Source organism: Paraburkholderia sp. BR10882 (assembly GCF_040948855.1).
Taxonomy (GTDB): domain Bacteria; phylum Pseudomonadota; class Gammaproteobacteria; order Burkholderiales; family Burkholderiaceae; genus Paraburkholderia; species Paraburkholderia nodosa_A.
This window is the reverse complement of sequence record NZ_JBFPKP010000014.1, coordinates 1-15,625: the sequence shown is the minus strand read 5'-3', so window position 1 is coordinate 15,625 and position 15,625 is coordinate 1. Positions and strand designations below refer to the sequence as shown.

The window sequence follows — 15,625 nt, the reverse complement described above, 5'->3', positions numbered from 1 at the left end:
ACAGCGGCGCCGCATTGACTTCACCAGGCCGCGCAGACCTTGCCGAAATGCGCCCCGGCCTGCTGATGACGAAACGCATCGGCCAGTTCGTCCAGCCCGAACGTCCGGTCGAGCAGCGGGCGAATGCCAGCCTGGTCGAGCGCCGCGACGTACTCTTGCTGCTGGCGCCGGCTGCCCACGATCAAGCCCTGCAGGCGCGCCTGCTTCGCCATCAGCAAGGAGGTCGGCACCGTGCCTTCGCGTCCGGTCAACACGCCGATCAGCGCGATGTGGCCGCCCACGCGCACCGCGTCGATCGACTGGGCAAGCGTACCCGGACCGCCGACTTCGATCACGTGATCCACGCCCTTGCCGCCCGTCATGTCGCGCACGAGCGCGCCCCACTTTTCGTGTTGCCGGTAGTTGACCACCTGGTCGGCGCCCAGCGCTTTCGCACGCGCCAGCTTCTCGTCCGACGATGACGTGACGATGACCGAAGCGCCCATCATCCGCGCGATCTGCAACGCCGCGATCGACACGCCGCCGGTGCCGAGCGTCAGCACGGTGTCGCCGGCCTTGAGGCCGCCGTCGACCACCAGCGCGCGCCATGCGGTGAGTCCAGCCGTCGTAATCGTGGCCGCCTCGGCGTAGGTCCAGCCGCGCGGCGCGAGCGTGAAGGCGCTCGCGGGCCGCACGGCGTGCAAAGTCGCGAAGCCATCCGCGCCGTCGCCGGGCGTCTGCGCGAAGTTGCCCACGGCCTGCCACGGCAACCCGTCCGCCCATTGGGGGAAGAAGCACGACACGACGTGGTCGCCGCGCTTGAACTCCGTCACGCCCGCGCCGACCGCCGACACCACGCCTGCGCCATCGGACATCAGCACGCGGCCATCTGCTGTAGGGATCGCGCCGTTGGCGACCAGCAGGTCGTGAAAATTGAGCGACGTAGCGTGAAGCTCCACGCGGATCTCGCCGGCGCCCGGCGCGCCGGGCTCGGCGATATCGCGCAGCTCGATGCGATCGAGCCCGCCCGGCGCACGCACCACGGCGGCCTTCATGGCCGTGCTCCCTTCGCCTTGCGCGCGGCGTCGACGAAGCCGTCGAGCCAGTCCTGGTGCCCGTTGATCATCGGATTCGGGCGCGTTTTCGCCAGCGTCACAGCCGGTTTGCCCTTCTGCGATTCCTGCGTGAGCACGCGCACGCGGCCGCCGGAAAGGTCTTCGATCAGCCAGGCGTGAATCACGTCCAGACGCGTTTGTGCGTCGCCCTCGGCCCAGCCGTGCCACGCCACGCGCGCGGGCTGGCCTGCGGCCGGCGGCACGTGCTCGGTCACTTTGGCCTGCACCGGGAAGCCGAAGGTCTTGAATTGAAAACGCGCGCCCGCGCTCAACTCGGGCCCGTGGCCGTCGTGGAAGCCGACATCCGCGGAATTGCTGTAATAGCTGGGCCACACGGTCGCGTTGTTGAGTAACGGCCAGACGTCGGCGGTGGAGAGGCCCGCCACGATCACTTCGTTGGAACAGAAGTTATCGGTCGTGCCGGGCAAGTAGTCTTCGGGCCAGAAAATCTCGTTCATGTTCGTTACCTTTCGATGCTGTCGGTTTCGGTGCGGTGGACACGAGAAATCATGCGGGCTATGCTGAAATAAATCCAATCGCGACTCATTATTTCGGCCATAAACCATGTTGATATCAGAATGCTCGATCTGAATCTCTTGCGGGCGCTTGACGCCCTGCTCGACGAACGCAACGTCACGCGCGCCGCGCAGCGTCTGTCACTCACGCAGCCAGCCGTGAGCGCGATGCTGACGCGTCTGCGTGAGAGTTTCGGCGATCCGCTGTTCGTGCGCTCGCAACGTGGCATCGTGCCGACCGAACGCGCACTACAACTGGCCGCGCCGCTCAAACAGGTGTTGAGCGAAATCGAGCAGATGCTGCAGCCGCAAGCTTTCGTGCCAGCCGAGGCCGAGATGACCCTCACCCTCGCTTCGACCGACTACGCGCTGCGCGCAGTCGTCGTGCCGTATCTCGCGCGGCTGCGGGAAACGGCGCCCGGCGTGCACGCCGTGATCGTGCCGGTGCAGCACGAGCGTCTGCAGGCGCAACTGGAAAGCGGCGACGTGGATCTGGCCCTGATCACACCGGAGACCGCGCCCGCCGATCTGCATGCGCGGCGCCTCTTCGACGAGCGTTACGTATGCGTGATGCGCGCGGATCACCCCGCCGCCCAGCGGCGGCTCACGCTGGAGCGCTTTTGCGCGCTCGATCATGCGCTGGTGTCGTATGAGGGTGGAAGCCTGAGCGGCGTCACGGACGAGGCGCTGGCGCGCGTGGGTCGCACACGTCGCGTGACGGTGTCGGTGAACAGCTTTCTCGTGCTGCCCGATCTCTTGCTGACGAGCGATCTGATCGCGGTCGTGCCGTCACGGCTTGTGAAGAACGCACCGGGGCTCGCCGTGGTCGAGCCGCCGCTGGCGATACCGGGGTTCACCAAGACGCTCGCGTGGCACGAGCGCACGCATCGCTCGCCAGGGCATCAGTGGGCGCGCGCGTTGTTGTTCGAGACGTGTGAGGCGTTGGCGAGCGACGCGCCGGGGTGATGCCGTCACGTCGGCGCGCGTAAAGGCGATCAGCAGGACGGGCTGCCGTTGGCCGTGCAGAACGCCGCGGGCGCACCCGCGATGAGCGGAAGCGGCGTAACGGGTCCTGGCGGTGGCGGCACAATCCTCACGGCGCCGCACCACGAGGTATGGCTGTGCCCCGCGCTGGGCACGCAGGGCGCAACGGCTGCGCGCAGCTCCTCGGCCGCTTCCTCGCTCAGTTCGTTGCGCTCGCGCGCTTCGAGCGCGGGCCGCAGCTGGTCGCCCAGCCACGACGCGAACGCGACGACACAGCCCGCCGCGACAGCGAGCAGCATGACCCGCGCCTTGTGCTCGCGCAGCTTGATGAGCAGGCGCAGCGCCGCCGGCCGGCCAGCGATGGGCGCCTCGCGCCCGGCGGCGGCATGCACTGCCGCTCCTTCGATGATTCTCGTTGCCACTGTCTATTCGTTTTGCTCTTGTGATTGCGCCTCACGCCCGTATCGAGGCATACGGGTTAACGGCAGGTCGGCGCAATCCGAAAGGGGCGCAACGAAAATATTTGGAGGCCTCAGCGGCCCTCGCGCGAGCGCTCCGCAAACGCGAACACGGTTTCGCGGAACCGCTCCACCGCCGGATTGTGCACCGCGGGTTTCGTCACGAGATGCAGCGGCGCGCGAAACGCCTCGTCCCCGGCCACGCGGCAGTAGCGCACGCTCTCCTGCTGGTAGCGCCGCATGGAAGCCGGCACGAGCGTCACGCGCCACGAGGTTGATCGCGGTGACCATGCGCGGCACCTCGTCGACCACGCGCAACTGCACGCCATGGGCTTCGCAGGCGCGCACGAAATCGGCGTACATGCCCGACTATGCATCGATCGGCATCGCCGCGCCGCTCATCGTGCTGCTCGCGCGCATCCTGCAAGGGCTGTCGGTGGGCGGCGAGTTCGCCACCGCCGCCTCGATGCTCACCGAGTACGCGCCGCCCGGCCGCAAGATGTTCTATGGCAGCTTCACTCGGGCGGCGCCCAGGTCGCGCATCGCTATGCCATCCTGAGCGCCGCGCCCGAGCAACGCGCCCAACGCGGCGTGCCGCTGCGCTTCGTGATCGCGAATCCCTCTTCCTGGGTGTATTTCGATTCGTTGCGACCGCAACCGGATGGCAGCTTCGCCCCTGCGGATCGCACCGCATGTCCCGACGTCGACGACTGGAAGTACGGCATGTGCAAGCTCCCGCGCTATGCGGCAGCCACGCACGATGCCGCGACGCTCGAGCGCCGCTACGTCGGGCGGGAAGTGGTGTATCTGGCAGGCGAGCGCGATTGCGACCCCGCGCACGCGGCGCTCGACCGCTCGTGCGCGGCCAGCGCGCAGGGGCCTCACCGGCTCGCGCGAGCCCTAACCTGTTACGCCTACCTGCGCGCGAGGCACCCGCAGTTGCGCCATACGTGGTTCGAGGTGCGAGGTGCGGGCCACAACGCCGAGGCCATGTTCCTCTCCGGGCCCGGCATACGCGCTTTGTTCGGCGCACGTGCCACGATCGACACGGCACGCGCGGCGAGCCAGGCACAGAGCGCAGACGGCGCAGACGATTGAAGCGGGCGGCCGTCGTATCATAGCGGCTCGATTCCCGCCGGCTGCGCGCACTCGCCCGGCCGCCCAACGACCGCCATGAGACGCCTTCCCCCGCTCAACGCCCTGCAGATTTTCGAAACGGTCGCACGCTACGGCAGCTTTACGCGCGCGGCCGAGCACCTTTGCCTCACACAGGGCGCAGTCAGCCGGCAGATCCTCGCGCTCGAGCAGTACTACGGCCTGCCGCTCTTTCGCCGCTCGTCCAAAGGTCTCACGCTCACCGCCGAAGGCGAGCAACTGCTGCCGGCCGTGCGCGACGGCTTCGGGCGTATCGAAGAAGCCTCGCAGCGCCTCACGCGCCAGCGCACCGAGCTTGCGCTCAAGGTCCCGACCTGCGTGATGCGCTGGATGCTGCCGCGCATCATGCGCTTCCAGAACGAGCACCCCGACCTGCAGATCCAGATCACGACCACCTGGGGGCACGAAGTCGACTTCCAGGCCGAGCCGTTCGACGCGGCGATCATCTACGGTTCGTCGCCCGGCGCCGACGTCCATGCGGTGCCGCTCTTTGACGAATACCTCACGCCCGTCTGTACGCCCGAGGTGTTCTCGCGCCGCCCGATCGTCAAGCCCGACGATCTCGCGCACCAGACCCTGCTGCACCCCACGCGCGACCACGCCGACTGGCGCCTGTGGCTCGCGCGCGCGGGCGCGAAGAAAGTCGATGCCGATCTCGGTCCCACGTTCGAATCGCTCGATCTCGCGGCCACTGCCGCCATGCAGGGGTTCGGCGTCGCCATCACCGATCGCACGCTCGTCCGCGAGGATGTCGAGACACGCCGCCTCGTCATGCCCTTCGACCTCGCCGTACCCACGGGCTCGCGCTACTATTTCGTGTACCCCGAATGTGTGGCCCAGCAGAACAAGGTGCAGCTGTTCAGCGACTGGATGGGCCGGGACCGCTCGACGCCGTAGCGCGCCATGAGGGCGGCGCATGGCGGCCATGAGAATTAATCGATTGCATGCGGGCTGCTCTTTCGGCGTAATGGGGCGCTCCGCGCAAGGCCCGATCTTCCGGCAACCTCGCATTTGACACACCATGCGGCCGCGCGCCGCCCGAAGGGAGACCGACCATGCAGAGCGCCGCGCAGGCCCGCTCGAAGCTGCCCGATGTAGGCACGACGATCTTCACGGTAATTGGCCAGCTTGCCGCCGAGCATCAGGCGCTGAACCTCTCGCAAGGCGCACCGAATTTCGACCCGAGCGCGAAACTCGTGGATGACGTGGCCACCGCCATGCGCGCGGGCCACAACCAGTACGCGCCGATGGCGGGCCTGGCCGACTTGCGCGAAGCGCTCGCCGCGAAGTTCGAGACACTCCATGGCGCGCACTACGAGCCGTCGAGCGAGGTGACCGTGCTCGCGAGCGCGAGCGAAGGCCTGTACTCGACGATCAGTGCGCTCGTGCATCCCGGCGACGAGGTCATCTACTTCGAGCCCGCGTTCGACAGCTATGCGCCCATCGTGCGCCTGCAGGGCGCGCTGCCCGTGGCGATCAAGCTCGCGCAGCCGCATTTCCGCGTGGACTGGGACGCAGTGCGCGCGGCCATCACGCCGCGCACGCGCATGATCATCGTGAACACGCCGCACAATCCCACGGCCACGATCTTCGGCGAGGACGACATCGCGCGGCTCACGGCGCTCACGCGCAATACCGACATCGTGATTCTCTCCGACGAGGTGTACGAGCACGTGGTCTTCGACGGCGCGCCGCACCGGAGCATGGCTCGCTATCGCGAGCTGGCCGAGCGCAGCGTGATCGTATCGTCGTTCGGCAAGTCTTATCACGTCACGGGCTGGCGCGTGGGCTATTGCCTTGCCCCCGCCGAACTGATGGACGAGATCCGCAAGGTCCACCAGTTCATGGTCTTTTCCGCCGACACGCCCATGCAGTATGCGTTCGCGCAGGCGCTTGCCGAGCCGAAGACCTATCTGGGTCTGGCGGCCTTCTACCAGCACAAGCGCGACCTGCTCGCGCGCGCGCTGGCAGCCTCGCGCTTCGAACTGCTGCCGAGCGAAGGCAGCTTTTTCATGCTCGCGCGCTTCCGGTCTTTCTCCGACGAGCGCGACAGCGACTTCGTGCTGCGACTCATCCGCGACGCCCGCGTGGCGACGATTCCGCTCTCGGCGTTCTACACCGACGGCACCGACGAAGGCATCATCCGCCTGAGCTTCGCCAAGGATGACGAAACATTGCTCGAAGGCGCCCGCCGCCTTTGCGCGATCTAGCGCACCCCATTCGAAACACAACGAACCTGATCGGCAAGGAGATCACCATGAAGCGACTCAACGCGCTCCTCGCGCTGGCATGCGTGTGCGGCGTACTCGGCCCCGCATCGGCATTCGCCGATACGAACCTGTTGCGCTTCGGCGTCGAGGCGCAGTATCCGCCGTTCGAGACCAAAGCCGCGGACGGCACGCTGCAAGGCTTTGACATCGACATCGGCAATGCCGTGTGCGCCAAGGCGGGCATGACCTGCAAATGGGTCGAAACCTCGTTCGACGGCCTGATTCCCGCGCTTCAGGGCCGCAAGTTCGACGCCATCAACTCGGCGATGAACGCCACCGAAAAGCGCCGCGAGGCCATCGACTTCACCACGGTGATCTATCGCGTGCCGAGCCGCCTGATTGCGCGCAGTGACAGCGGACTCGTCGCGACTGCCGCGTCGCTCAAGGGCAAACGCGTCGGCGTGCTGCAATCGTCGATTCAGGAAACCTATGCCAAGGTGCACTGGGAGCCGGCCGGCGTGAGCGTCGTGCCCTATCAGGACCAGAACCAGATTTACGCGGATCTCGGCGCGGGGCGTCTCGATGCAACGCTCGTGCTCGCGCCAGCGGGCCAGAAGGGCTTTCTTTCGCAACCCGAAGGAAAGGGTTTCGCGTTCGTGGGCGAAGCCGTACGCGACGACAAGATTCTCGGCAGCGGCGTGGCGTTCGGCATCCGCAAGGGCGATACAGCCTTGCGCGAGCGCCTGAACGCGGCCATTGCAAAGCTCGAGTCCGACGGCACAGTCACCTGGCTCGCGCACAAATACTTCGGCGACATCGACGTTTCGCCGAAGTAAAACGCAGCACTCAGGGGCGGCCGTATGGCATGAACGAAGTCAGCGCCGCCCCTCGCGCGAATTGCGGTTCACGGGCTCGTCGTTCTGCGTGCGCTCCTGGTACGCATCGCCGCCCCGGCGGTCCGTGTCCTCCTGGCCGCTCTCCACGTCGCTATGCCCCTGGCGCCCCACCGAGCGCGGCTCGTGCGGATGACGCCGCGCGAGCGGCTCGCTGCCTTCGTGCTGCGGGCTCTTGACGTTCGTACCGTCGTCGTCCGGCGTCTCGTGATGCTTCATGATTGCCTCCTTGTCAGCGCAACGCGCCTCCGCTCATTCGCGCAGCGGCTCGACGCTGCGGGTGGGGTCGAAGTCGGCCCAATGACCTTGCTGCCAACGTCCGTCGGCGCGCTCGATCTCCACGCCGCCCGCCGCGCTCAGTACCTGCGCCGCCGTGTGCTCGGTGCCGGAGCTCACATGCACGGCCACCAGCACGCCGGACTCGCGGGCCTTCGGCGTGCCATCGGGCTCGTGGCCGGCGTCGGGCTGGCGCGCCTTGCCGCCACCCCTCGTCTGCCATAGCGCGCCCGCGAGCGTGCCCACATAGGCGCCGACGCCGGCGGCCACCGCCAGCACCACCAGCGAGTGGAATACGACGTACGAGATCAGCACGCCGAGCACGAGCCCGATCACCGCGCCTCCCGCAGCCCCCGTCGCCGCGCCCAGCGACGTGCCGCGCGCGCCCGGGTCGACGAACTCGTCGCCGCCCACCGGAAAGCGCGCGTGCTGGCCGCTCGGGTTCACGAAGAACGAGGCGACATCCTCGCCGACAAAGCCGTTCGAATGCAGCTTGTCGACGGCCACTTCCGCTTCGTGCAGGGTCGTGAAGCGGCTCGCAACGATCATAGACATGGCTCTCTCCTTGCAGGCTTCGATGAGTGGAAGTTCCTGACCGAGCGCGCACGCGTCGTGCCATTCGCCTGCGCTCGATCCGATGCGCGCCTTCGCCTGCCGCTTGCCGCGTAGCGCATCGGCCGTGCCCAGGCACGGCTGGAACGCCCGATGCGCGCTGTGAAGTCACGCAAAAGCGCACGCAAAAGCGCGCGCAAAAACGGCCATCGAGACGGGAGCCCCTATGAACACCTTCGATTTCGACCAGCGTCTGGAGGAGATCCAGATCGCTGTCGCAAATATTTTCGAATCGCCCAAGCGGCCGGCGGTCAGCCTCATCGACGAGGGCGAGACGATGGTTATCCAGCTTTCCTGGGTCGTGGACTCGCACCGCGACACCACGCTCGACGCGCGCTGCGCCGCCACGCTTCGCTTCTCGCGCGCGCAACTCGACCGTTACGCCGAGATGGACACGGCGCGCCGGCGCATGATCCAGCAGCGCATTCGCGAGCGCGTGCGCGAGCGCTTCGAAGCACGGCAGGTGCCGCCCGCCACAGAGGGCGCGTGCTCGATCGAAATCGACGTCGACGATTCCGAGTTCGAAACGCCCGAAGGCTTTCTTTGAGCCACGCGCACGCCTAACCTGCGGCTGCCGCCGGGCGCTCGACCCGCGAGCGCGACGAAGCGTGCAGCCCGAGGTTCGCCAGCAGCGCGACCAGCGCCGAGCCGATCACGTACCACGCCGGCGCGGCCGGCGACCCGCTCATGCGCACGAACGCCGCGCAGAGCAACGGAGCAAACCCGCTGAACACGACCACCGAAACGTTGTAGGCGAGTGCGATGCCGCTAAAGCGCACCTGCACCGGAAAGAGGTCGGCGAGAACCGCGGCCCACGTGCCGCTTGCGAGCGAGAACACCAGCGCGGCGAGCACGAACAGGACGACCACGTTCACGCTGTGCGCCGCGAGCGCCGTATAGAACGGCCAGGCGAGCGCGGCGAGCAGCACGCAAGACACACGCAGCAAGTACCGGCGCGGCACGAAGTCGCCAGCCCAGGCCGCCGCGAGCAGCCCCACCGAACTCACGAGCAAGTACGCATTCTGGGCGAGCGCGGCCTCACGCGGCGCGTATTTCAACGTTTCGATCAGATACGCGGGCATGTGGCCGTAGAGCACGCCGTTGAAGCCCGCCATCACCGCAATCGAAAGCGCGCCGCCCACCACCGCGCCGCGATGGTGGCGCAGCGTATCGCGAAACGGCTGCTTCACCACGGCGCCCTGCATTTGCCGGAATTCGGGCGACTCGTCGAGATTGCGGCGCAGCAGATACGAAACGATCCCGCACAGCCCGCCCACGAGGAACGCGATGCGCCAACCGTAGCTCGCTGCGTCGGCGGGGGTGAGCGCGGACTGCACGACGAGATTGACGATCGTCGCGAGCATCACGCCCGTATTGATCGCGCAGACGATCACGCCGGCCGCGAGGCCCGCGCGGCGCGGCGCCGCTTCCACTGCGTAGGTGATCGCGCCGGGCATTTCGCCGCCCACGCAAAAGCCTTGCAGCACGCGCAGGCTGATCAGCGCAACGGGCGCGGCAACGCCCCAGTGCGCGTAATTGGGCAAGAGGCCGATGCAGAGGGTGGCGACCGTCACGACGACGATCGAGCCCACGAACACGGGCCGCCGCCCGATGCGGTCGCCCAGGCTGCTGAGCACGATGCCGCCGAGCGGCCGGATGATATAGCCGATCGCGAGCACCGAAAACGTGAGCAGCATGCTCACGAGCGGGTCGCTCGCCGGGAAGAATTGCGCGGCGATCGAATGCGCGAAAAAGCCGTAAATCACGAAATCATAGAACTCCAGCGAGCCGCCCAGACTCGCAATGAGGATCATCTTCCATTGGGCGCGGGTCAGGCCAGGCGGCGCGGCGTGCGACGCTGGCAGGGAGGGTGTCGTCTCCATATGCTCTCCTTGTTGATGGACCTGGCGGCGCTTGTGTTTCTGCTAGCGGATCTTCGTCCTGCGCCACTTCTTCAAAATCATCGGCCCGGGCAGCCGCGTTGCATTGCGGACTGCCCCGGCCTTGGGTCAAGCGGCCTCGCGTCGCTGCAGCGCGCACGCAACGCCTGCACGTGCGAGCAGCGCTTCCACGTCGCTCGCGGCGTGCGCGACGCCGCAGACGTAGCGGTCTGGCCGCAGCAGCACGGCGCGCGCGCCGGCGTCCGCGAGCCAAACGCGCAGCGGCTCCCGCGCGGCCGGCACGATCGCCACGCGCTCACGGTGGGCTGCGTTCGTCAGCGCGTTCTGCGCGTGTTGCGCAAGCGCTTCGTCGACGATCAGCGCGAAGCGATAACCGACGGCGTCGTCGAGGCGCGAGCCGTCTTCGAACACGGGTTGCGGCCCGATATCGCCGCCCGCCGCACCGGCGTGCCAGCCCGGACCCAGACGCGGCTGGGGCGTGCGAAATTCGCGAATCGCCGCCGTCATCTCGCGGTCGCGCGCGGCAACGGCGTCGCTGTCGGTGGCCTGGATCACGCCGCCTAGCTGCACCGCCGTTTCGATGAACGTGCGCACGTGCGGCTCGCGCTCGCTCTCGTAGGTGTCGAGCAGCGCGTCGGGCAGCGCGCCGTCGATCACGTCGGCGAGCTTCCATGCGAGGTTCGAGGCGTCGCGTATGCCGGCGGCCATGCCCTGCCCCATGAACGGCGGCGTCTGGTGCGCGGCGTCGCCCGCGATCAGCAGCCTGCCGCGCCGCCAGCCCTGCGCGATCACCGAATGGAACGTGTAGATCGCCGAGCGTTCGAGTTGCGCGTGCGCCGGCGTGATCCAACGCGCGAGCCGCTCCCAGATCCATTGCGGCGTGCCGATGCGGCGCTCGTCGTCGCCCGGCATCACCATGATTTCCCAGCGGCGGCGGTTGTGCGGCCCACGCGTGTATGTGGTCGGCCGCGCGGGGTCGCAGTACTGGATCGAGTAGTCGCCGAGATCGGCGCGCTCGCCCTCCAGCAGCACGTCCACCACGACCCAGCGCTCATGTGATTTCAGGTCGGCCAGCTCAGTGCCGATGAAGCGGCGCACGGTCGAGCGCGCGCCGTCGCAACCCACCACGTAGCGCGCCGTGGTGTGGGCAAGGCGCCCTTGCGCCATATCTTCGAAACGGATGCGCACGTGGTCGTCGCATTCGTCGAGCGCGAACACTTCGTGACCCAGGTGCACGTCGGCGCCGCCGCGCGCAGATAGTTGCGCACGCAACGCCCGTTCGAGATCCGGCTGATGGAATTTGTAGCTTGCGCACCAGCCTTGCGGGCCGATGCCGCCCGGCCGTGTCCAGTCGATCATCAGCTCGCCGCGCGCATTCACGAACTTCATGCCGGGGCCGACGAAGAGATTGGGCAGCAGCGTCTGTGCGATTCCCGCCGCCTGAAACACGCGCATGCATTCGCCGTCGAAATGCACGGCGCGCGGGAGCTGGAACACGTCCTTGTCGCGCTCGAACACCACGACTTTCAGGCCGCGCAGCGTGAGCAGATTGGCGAGCGTCGCGCCGGTCGGCCCGAAGCCGATAATCGCGACGTCATAGTCTGGCTCCGAATTTGATTTGCATACCGAATTGTCTACGACATCCTTCATCCCATTCACCTGATCCGTGGCTAACTGAGTGAAAACTACGTGGATGACTGCGCCGCCCGCATCGCGCGGGCGGCGTCCTGCGGCTTACGCTTCGTCCGCGACGGGGTTCCTGAGCGTGCCGATGCGATCCACCTCGACTTCCACCACGTCGCCATGCTTCATGAAAAGCGGCGGATTGCGCTTCGCGCCCACGCCACCGGGCGTGCCGGTCACGATCACATCGCCGGGGAAGAGCGGCGTGAAGGTGGAGAGATACGCGATCTGCTTCGCAATGCCGTGAATCAGCATCTGCGTGGTCGCGCGCTGCACTTCCTGGCCGTTCAGACGCGTAACCAGCGTCATCAGCGCGTTCGGCTCGATCTCGTCGCTCGTGACCATCCACGGGCCGAACGCACCCGTGCGGTAGAAGTTCTTGCCAGGTCCCCATTGGCCCGTATGGCGCTGCCAGTCGCGCACCGAGCCGTCGTTGTAGCAGCTGTAGCCCGCGATATGACGCCACGCGTCGGCCTCGGCGATACGCCGGCCGCCCTCGCCGATGATCACGGCGATCTCGCCTTCATAGTCGAACTGCGTGGACTCGCGCGGACGCAGCATGGGCTCGCCGGCGCCCACCTGCGAAGCCGGCAGGCGCATGAAGATCACGGGCTGCTCGGTGGTCTCGCGGTTGGTCTCCTTCACGTGCTCCGCGTAGTTCAGGCCCACACAGAAGATCTGCTGCGGATTGGCAATGACGGGCTCGAGCGTGACTTCGGCGAGCGGATAGTCGCCCTGGCCTTCGTTCGCGGCCCGTTCCGCTTCGGCGAATGCACCGGCGGCGATCAACGACTTGAGGTCGGCATAGCGGCCGCCCAGGCGCTTCTTGAGGTCGTACACCGCGCCGTCGCGCACGACGCCGAACGACGAACCTTCATGGGTGGAAAAGCTGGCGAGTTTCATGATGCTCCAATGAGAAAGAGGGTATTCGGTGAAAAATGGGGGCGCGTATTTATTGTGCTTTTATCGTATTTTGAGAATACACTACGTAAAACGCACAGTACAACGTGATTTGTATCAGGGTTTATCACTATCACTGGAGACAGCATGACTCTGCCGAACACCGAACCAACCACCAGACGAACCGGCCTCACGCTCAGCCACATGGGTTTTTACGTGAGCGACATGGCGAAGGTCGAAGACTTCTATACGCGGGTGCTCGAATTCACGGTCACGGACCGCGGCACGCTGCCCTCGCCGCGCGGCACGGTCAGCCTCGTCTTTCTCAGCCGCGATCCCCGTGTGCATCACCAGATCGTGCTGGCGAGCGGCAGGCCCGAGCGGTTGGCGTTCAATCCGATCAACCAGATTTCACTGGAGGCGGACAGCCTCGCCACGCTCAAGCACTTTCACCGGCGCTTCGTGGAGGAAGGGATGGAGGAGATCGTTCCGGTCACGCACGGCAATGCGATCTCGTTCTACGCGCGCGACCCGGAGGGCAACCGGCTGGAGATCTTCATCGACACACCGTGGTACGTGGATCAGCCCATGCGTGTCGCCGTGGACTTTACGCTGCCCGACGACGCGTTGCTCGCCGAGGTCGAGCGCCATGCGAGCACGTTGCCGGGCTTCCGGCCGCGCGCGGTGTGGGAGAGGGAGATGGCGGCGCGTATGGGCGTAGCGTGACGCCGCGCCGTCTTATGACTCGATCAGTGCACGCACGCGCGTGGAAATGCGCGCGGCGGCTTCCTTCACGGCCTCGACCACGCGCTCGAGGTTGAAGAACGCGAGGCGCTGCTCGGGCACGACGAGCGCAAGCGCGGCCACGGCTTCGCCCGATGCGTCGGTGAACAGCGGCGAAGCGACGGCGGACATGCCCGCTTCGAGTTCGCCCTTCGAGAGATAGAAGCCCGCGCGGCGGATCTTGAGCAGGCTCGCGCGGAATTCTTCGAGCGAGCCGCCGAGTCCGCTGGCCGCGATGTCTTCGGGGTACTGCTCGAACAACGCGGCGAGTTTCGCCTTGGGAAAGGTCGAAAGGATCGCCTTGGGCGCGGCGCCAAGAAAGAGCGGACGCGGACGGCCACGTCCGTAGCGCAGGTCGAATGCGGCGTCGTGCGATTCGCGGTGCGTATCGACGAGCTCGTTGCCGTACCAGCGCGACATGACGGCGTCGAAGCCCGATTGCTCCGCCAGCTCGCGCATGACCGGCTGCCCCGCTTTCAACAGCGGATCGGAAATGCGCAAATGGTAGTCGAGCGTGATGATGCGCGGGCCGAGGCCGTATTCGCCGCCCACGAAGCGCAGCAGCATGCCCGTATCGACGAGTTCGCGCAGATAGCGGTAAGCGGTCGGCACCGAGCATTGCAGTTCGGCCGCCACCTGTTCGGCGGAAAGAAAAGGCCGCGCCTCGGAAAAGAGTTCGAGGATGGACAGCAGTTTCGCAATGCTCGACAAAGGCCGGTCTCCGGTCACGCGTGGGGTGGCCAATTATAGCGGCACGCTTCACTGCGTTCGTGCCCCGCAAACCCGGCGGCACCATGCAAAACCGCCGCATTGCAGGGCACGCTTTACACGTGCCTTGCAATGCGGCGGTCGGTATGGATTACCGCTGCCGCATGCATCGCGCATCGCCCAGGCGAAAGTCGCCTGACATCATTCATGCGAGATACATGTTTAGCATAGCTTTATTGCATATGCTGTCCGCCGTTGATAGGAATATTTGCGCCCGTCACGAAGCCCGCTTCGTCCGAACACAGGAACAGCACGAGCGCCGCGACTTCACCCGGGTTGCCGAGGCGGCCCATCGGGATCTGCGGCAGAATCTTCGAGTCGAGAATGTCCTGAGGAATGGCGGTCACCATCTTCGTGGCGAGGTAGCCCGGCGAAATGGTGTTCACGGTCACACCCTTGCGAGCCACTTCCAGCGCGAGCGACTTCGTGAAGCCGTGCATGCCGGCCTTCGCCGCGGCGTAGTTGGTCTGGCCGACCGAACCCTTCGAACCGTTCACCGACGAAATGTTGATGATGCGGCCCCAGGCGCGCTCGACCATGCTGTCGCACAGCGGCTTCGAAATATTGAAGATCGAGTCGAGATTCGTGCGCAGCACGGCGTCCCAATTGACCTTGTCGAGCTTGCGGAAGGTCATGTCGCGCGTGATGCCCGCGTTGTTCACGAGAATATCGACAGGGCCGATCTCGCTCTGGATCTTCTTCGCGCCGCGCTGGCACGAATCATAGTCCGCGACGTCCATGCCGTAGGCGTGGAATTCGCGGTCGGTCTCCTTCATGCGCGCCAGCCAGTCCTTCGCGCCTGCGTTATCGGGCGAGTGCGTCACCACGACGCGATAACCCGCGTCGTGCAGTTTCACGCTGATGGCCTCGCCAAGGCCGCCCATGCCACCTGTCACCAATGCAATACGATTAGTCATCCTATATATCCGCGAGAGTTGAGCGTCATTAAAACCGTGGCGTTACGCGCTACGCGTGCATGCGCCACATACACCGTTGCCCGGCTTCATCCTTCCACCCAGGAAAAAGACAGGCGAATGCCGCGCGGCTTCTGATCAGTTTCTAGTATTGCGCGTGGTTGCTGCTACTGGCGGCTCGCCGCTGCTTCTCGCGCGACGAGCCGCTTGCTGCCTGGTTGCTACCCGGCTTCCCGCCTTGAAAGCGGGATTAAGCTGGAATCAAGCGCGCTCGAGCGCGAGCGCCACGCCCATGCCGCCGCCGATGCACAGCGAGGCCAGGCCGCGCTTCGCGTCGCGGCGCTGCATTTCATGCAGCAGCGTCACGAGAATCCGGCAGCCCGACGCGCCGATCGGGTGACCGATTGCAATCGCCCCGCCGTTCACGTTGATCTTCGACGTGTCCCAGCCCATCTGCTTGTTCACGGCCAGCGCCTGCG

General features: G+C 66.3%; 18 protein-coding genes and 2 pseudogenes. 8 read left to right on the top strand and 12 right to left on the bottom strand.

Annotated elements, in window-relative coordinates:
• Positions 1 to 20 precede the first annotated feature (20 nt).
• Both AB3X99_RS28640 and AB3X99_RS28635 read right to left on the bottom strand, forming a co-directional pair.
• Positions 21 to 1,034 carry an NAD(P)-dependent alcohol dehydrogenase gene (locus AB3X99_RS28640; RefSeq protein ID WP_368618829.1) on the bottom strand — a complete coding sequence of 338 codons (1,014 nt, stop codon included), beginning with the start codon at positions 1,032 to 1,034 and terminating at the stop codon, positions 21 to 23.
• Positions 1,031 to 1,552 carry an SRPBCC domain-containing protein gene (locus AB3X99_RS28635; protein ID WP_368618828.1) on the bottom strand — a complete coding sequence of 174 codons (522 nt, stop codon included), beginning with the start codon at positions 1,550 to 1,552 and terminating at the stop codon, positions 1,031 to 1,033. The genes AB3X99_RS28640 and AB3X99_RS28635 overlap by 4 nt, the downstream gene beginning before the upstream one ends.
• 120 nt (positions 1,553 to 1,672) lie before the next feature.
• Here AB3X99_RS28635 and AB3X99_RS28630 point away from each other — a divergent pair, with 120 nt between their 5' ends.
• A complete protein-coding gene (locus AB3X99_RS28630; protein WP_368618827.1) occupies positions 1,673 to 2,575 on the top strand; it encodes a LysR family transcriptional regulator in 903 nt (300 codons plus the stop codon).
• 29 nt (positions 2,576 to 2,604) lie between these two features.
• Here AB3X99_RS28630 and AB3X99_RS28625 read toward each other — a convergent pair whose 3' ends face one another.
• Both AB3X99_RS28625 and AB3X99_RS28620 read right to left on the bottom strand, forming a co-directional pair.
• The gene (locus AB3X99_RS28625) at positions 2,605 to 3,015 is read right to left on the bottom strand and encodes a hypothetical protein (RefSeq protein WP_368618826.1); all 411 of its coding nucleotides are present in this window, start codon (positions 3,013 to 3,015) and stop codon (positions 2,605 to 2,607) included.
• A 110-nt stretch (positions 3,016 to 3,125) separates the two neighbouring features.
• Positions 3,126 to 3,305: a hypothetical protein gene (locus AB3X99_RS28620; protein ID WP_368618825.1), complete on the bottom strand. Its 180-nt coding sequence runs from the start codon at positions 3,303 to 3,305 to the stop codon at positions 3,126 to 3,128.
• 110 nt (positions 3,306 to 3,415) lie between these two features.
• Between AB3X99_RS28620 and AB3X99_RS28615 the strand changes: the two are divergent.
• From AB3X99_RS28615 to AB3X99_RS28595, 5 genes and pseudogenes are all read left to right on the top strand, one after another.
• Positions 3,416 to 3,568: pseudogene (locus tag AB3X99_RS28615) on the top strand (MFS transporter); the annotation flags it as partial.
• A 74-nt stretch (positions 3,569 to 3,642) separates the two neighbouring features.
• Positions 3,643 to 4,149, top strand: a complete 507-nt coding sequence (locus tag AB3X99_RS28610) for a hypothetical protein (protein WP_368618824.1) — start codon at positions 3,643 to 3,645, stop codon at positions 4,147 to 4,149.
• Positions 4,150 to 4,224: 75 nt separating this feature from the next.
• Entirely contained in the window at positions 4,225 to 5,103 is an 879-nt protein-coding gene (locus AB3X99_RS28605) for a LysR substrate-binding domain-containing protein (protein ID WP_368618823.1), read from the top strand.
• Between the two features lie 158 nt (positions 5,104 to 5,261).
• The gene (locus tag AB3X99_RS28600; protein ID WP_368618822.1) at positions 5,262 to 6,416 is read left to right on the top strand and encodes a pyridoxal phosphate-dependent aminotransferase; all 1,155 of its coding nucleotides are present in this window, start codon (positions 5,262 to 5,264) and stop codon (positions 6,414 to 6,416) included.
• Between the two features lie 47 nt (positions 6,417 to 6,463).
• Positions 6,464 to 7,252, top strand: coding sequence for an ABC transporter substrate-binding protein (locus AB3X99_RS28595; RefSeq protein WP_368618821.1), 789 nt, complete (start codon positions 6,464 to 6,466; stop codon positions 7,250 to 7,252).
• Between the two features lie 39 nt (positions 7,253 to 7,291).
• Here AB3X99_RS28595 and AB3X99_RS28590 read toward each other — a convergent pair whose 3' ends face one another.
• Both AB3X99_RS28590 and AB3X99_RS28585 read right to left on the bottom strand, forming a co-directional pair.
• Complete coding sequence (locus AB3X99_RS28590; protein WP_342948743.1) at positions 7,292 to 7,528, bottom strand: hypothetical protein; 237 nt, start codon at positions 7,526 to 7,528, stop codon at positions 7,292 to 7,294.
• A 33-nt stretch (positions 7,529 to 7,561) separates the two neighbouring features.
• Positions 7,562 to 8,140 carry a hypothetical protein gene (locus AB3X99_RS28585; RefSeq protein WP_368618820.1) on the bottom strand — a complete coding sequence of 193 codons (579 nt, stop codon included), beginning with the start codon at positions 8,138 to 8,140 and terminating at the stop codon, positions 7,562 to 7,564.
• A gap of 223 nt (positions 8,141 to 8,363) precedes the next feature.
• Here AB3X99_RS28585 and AB3X99_RS28580 point away from each other — a divergent pair, with 223 nt between their 5' ends.
• Entirely contained in the window at positions 8,364 to 8,744 is a 381-nt protein-coding gene (locus tag AB3X99_RS28580; RefSeq protein ID WP_368618819.1) for a hypothetical protein, read from the top strand.
• A gap of 13 nt (positions 8,745 to 8,757) precedes the next feature.
• Here the strand turns inward: AB3X99_RS28580 and AB3X99_RS28575 are convergent, their stop codons facing one another.
• From AB3X99_RS28575 to AB3X99_RS28565, 3 genes are all read right to left on the bottom strand, one after another.
• Positions 8,758 to 10,080: an MFS transporter gene (locus AB3X99_RS28575; RefSeq protein WP_368618818.1), complete on the bottom strand. Its 1,323-nt coding sequence runs from the start codon at positions 10,078 to 10,080 to the stop codon at positions 8,758 to 8,760.
• Between the two features lie 126 nt (positions 10,081 to 10,206).
• The gene (locus AB3X99_RS28570) at positions 10,207 to 11,748 is read right to left on the bottom strand and encodes a bifunctional 3-(3-hydroxy-phenyl)propionate/3-hydroxycinnamic acid hydroxylase (protein WP_368618817.1); all 1,542 of its coding nucleotides are present in this window, start codon (positions 11,746 to 11,748) and stop codon (positions 10,207 to 10,209) included.
• An 84-nt stretch (positions 11,749 to 11,832) separates the two neighbouring features.
• Positions 11,833 to 12,684 carry a fumarylacetoacetate hydrolase family protein gene (locus AB3X99_RS28565; protein ID WP_069266703.1) on the bottom strand — a complete coding sequence of 284 codons (852 nt, stop codon included), beginning with the start codon at positions 12,682 to 12,684 and terminating at the stop codon, positions 11,833 to 11,835.
• Positions 12,685 to 12,828: 144 nt separating this feature from the next.
• Between AB3X99_RS28565 and AB3X99_RS28560 the strand changes: the two genes are divergently transcribed.
• Positions 12,829 to 13,407 (top strand): VOC family protein, encoded by a 579-nt coding sequence (locus AB3X99_RS28560; RefSeq protein ID WP_069266704.1) that lies wholly within the window; start codon positions 12,829 to 12,831, stop codon positions 13,405 to 13,407.
• A gap of 12 nt (positions 13,408 to 13,419) precedes the next feature.
• Here AB3X99_RS28560 and AB3X99_RS28555 read toward each other — a convergent pair whose 3' ends face one another.
• From AB3X99_RS28555 to AB3X99_RS28545, 3 genes and pseudogenes are all read right to left on the bottom strand, one after another.
• Positions 13,420 to 14,175 (bottom strand): IclR family transcriptional regulator, encoded by a 756-nt coding sequence (locus AB3X99_RS28555; protein WP_368618816.1) that lies wholly within the window; start codon positions 14,173 to 14,175, stop codon positions 13,420 to 13,422.
• Between the two features lie 230 nt (positions 14,176 to 14,405).
• Positions 14,406 to 15,149, bottom strand: coding sequence for an acetoacetyl-CoA reductase (phbB, locus tag AB3X99_RS28550; RefSeq protein WP_069266706.1), 744 nt, complete (start codon positions 15,147 to 15,149; stop codon positions 14,406 to 14,408).
• 258 nt (positions 15,150 to 15,407) lie between these two features.
• Positions 15,408 to 15,625, bottom strand: a pseudogene (locus AB3X99_RS28545) (acetyl-CoA C-acetyltransferase); the annotation flags it as partial.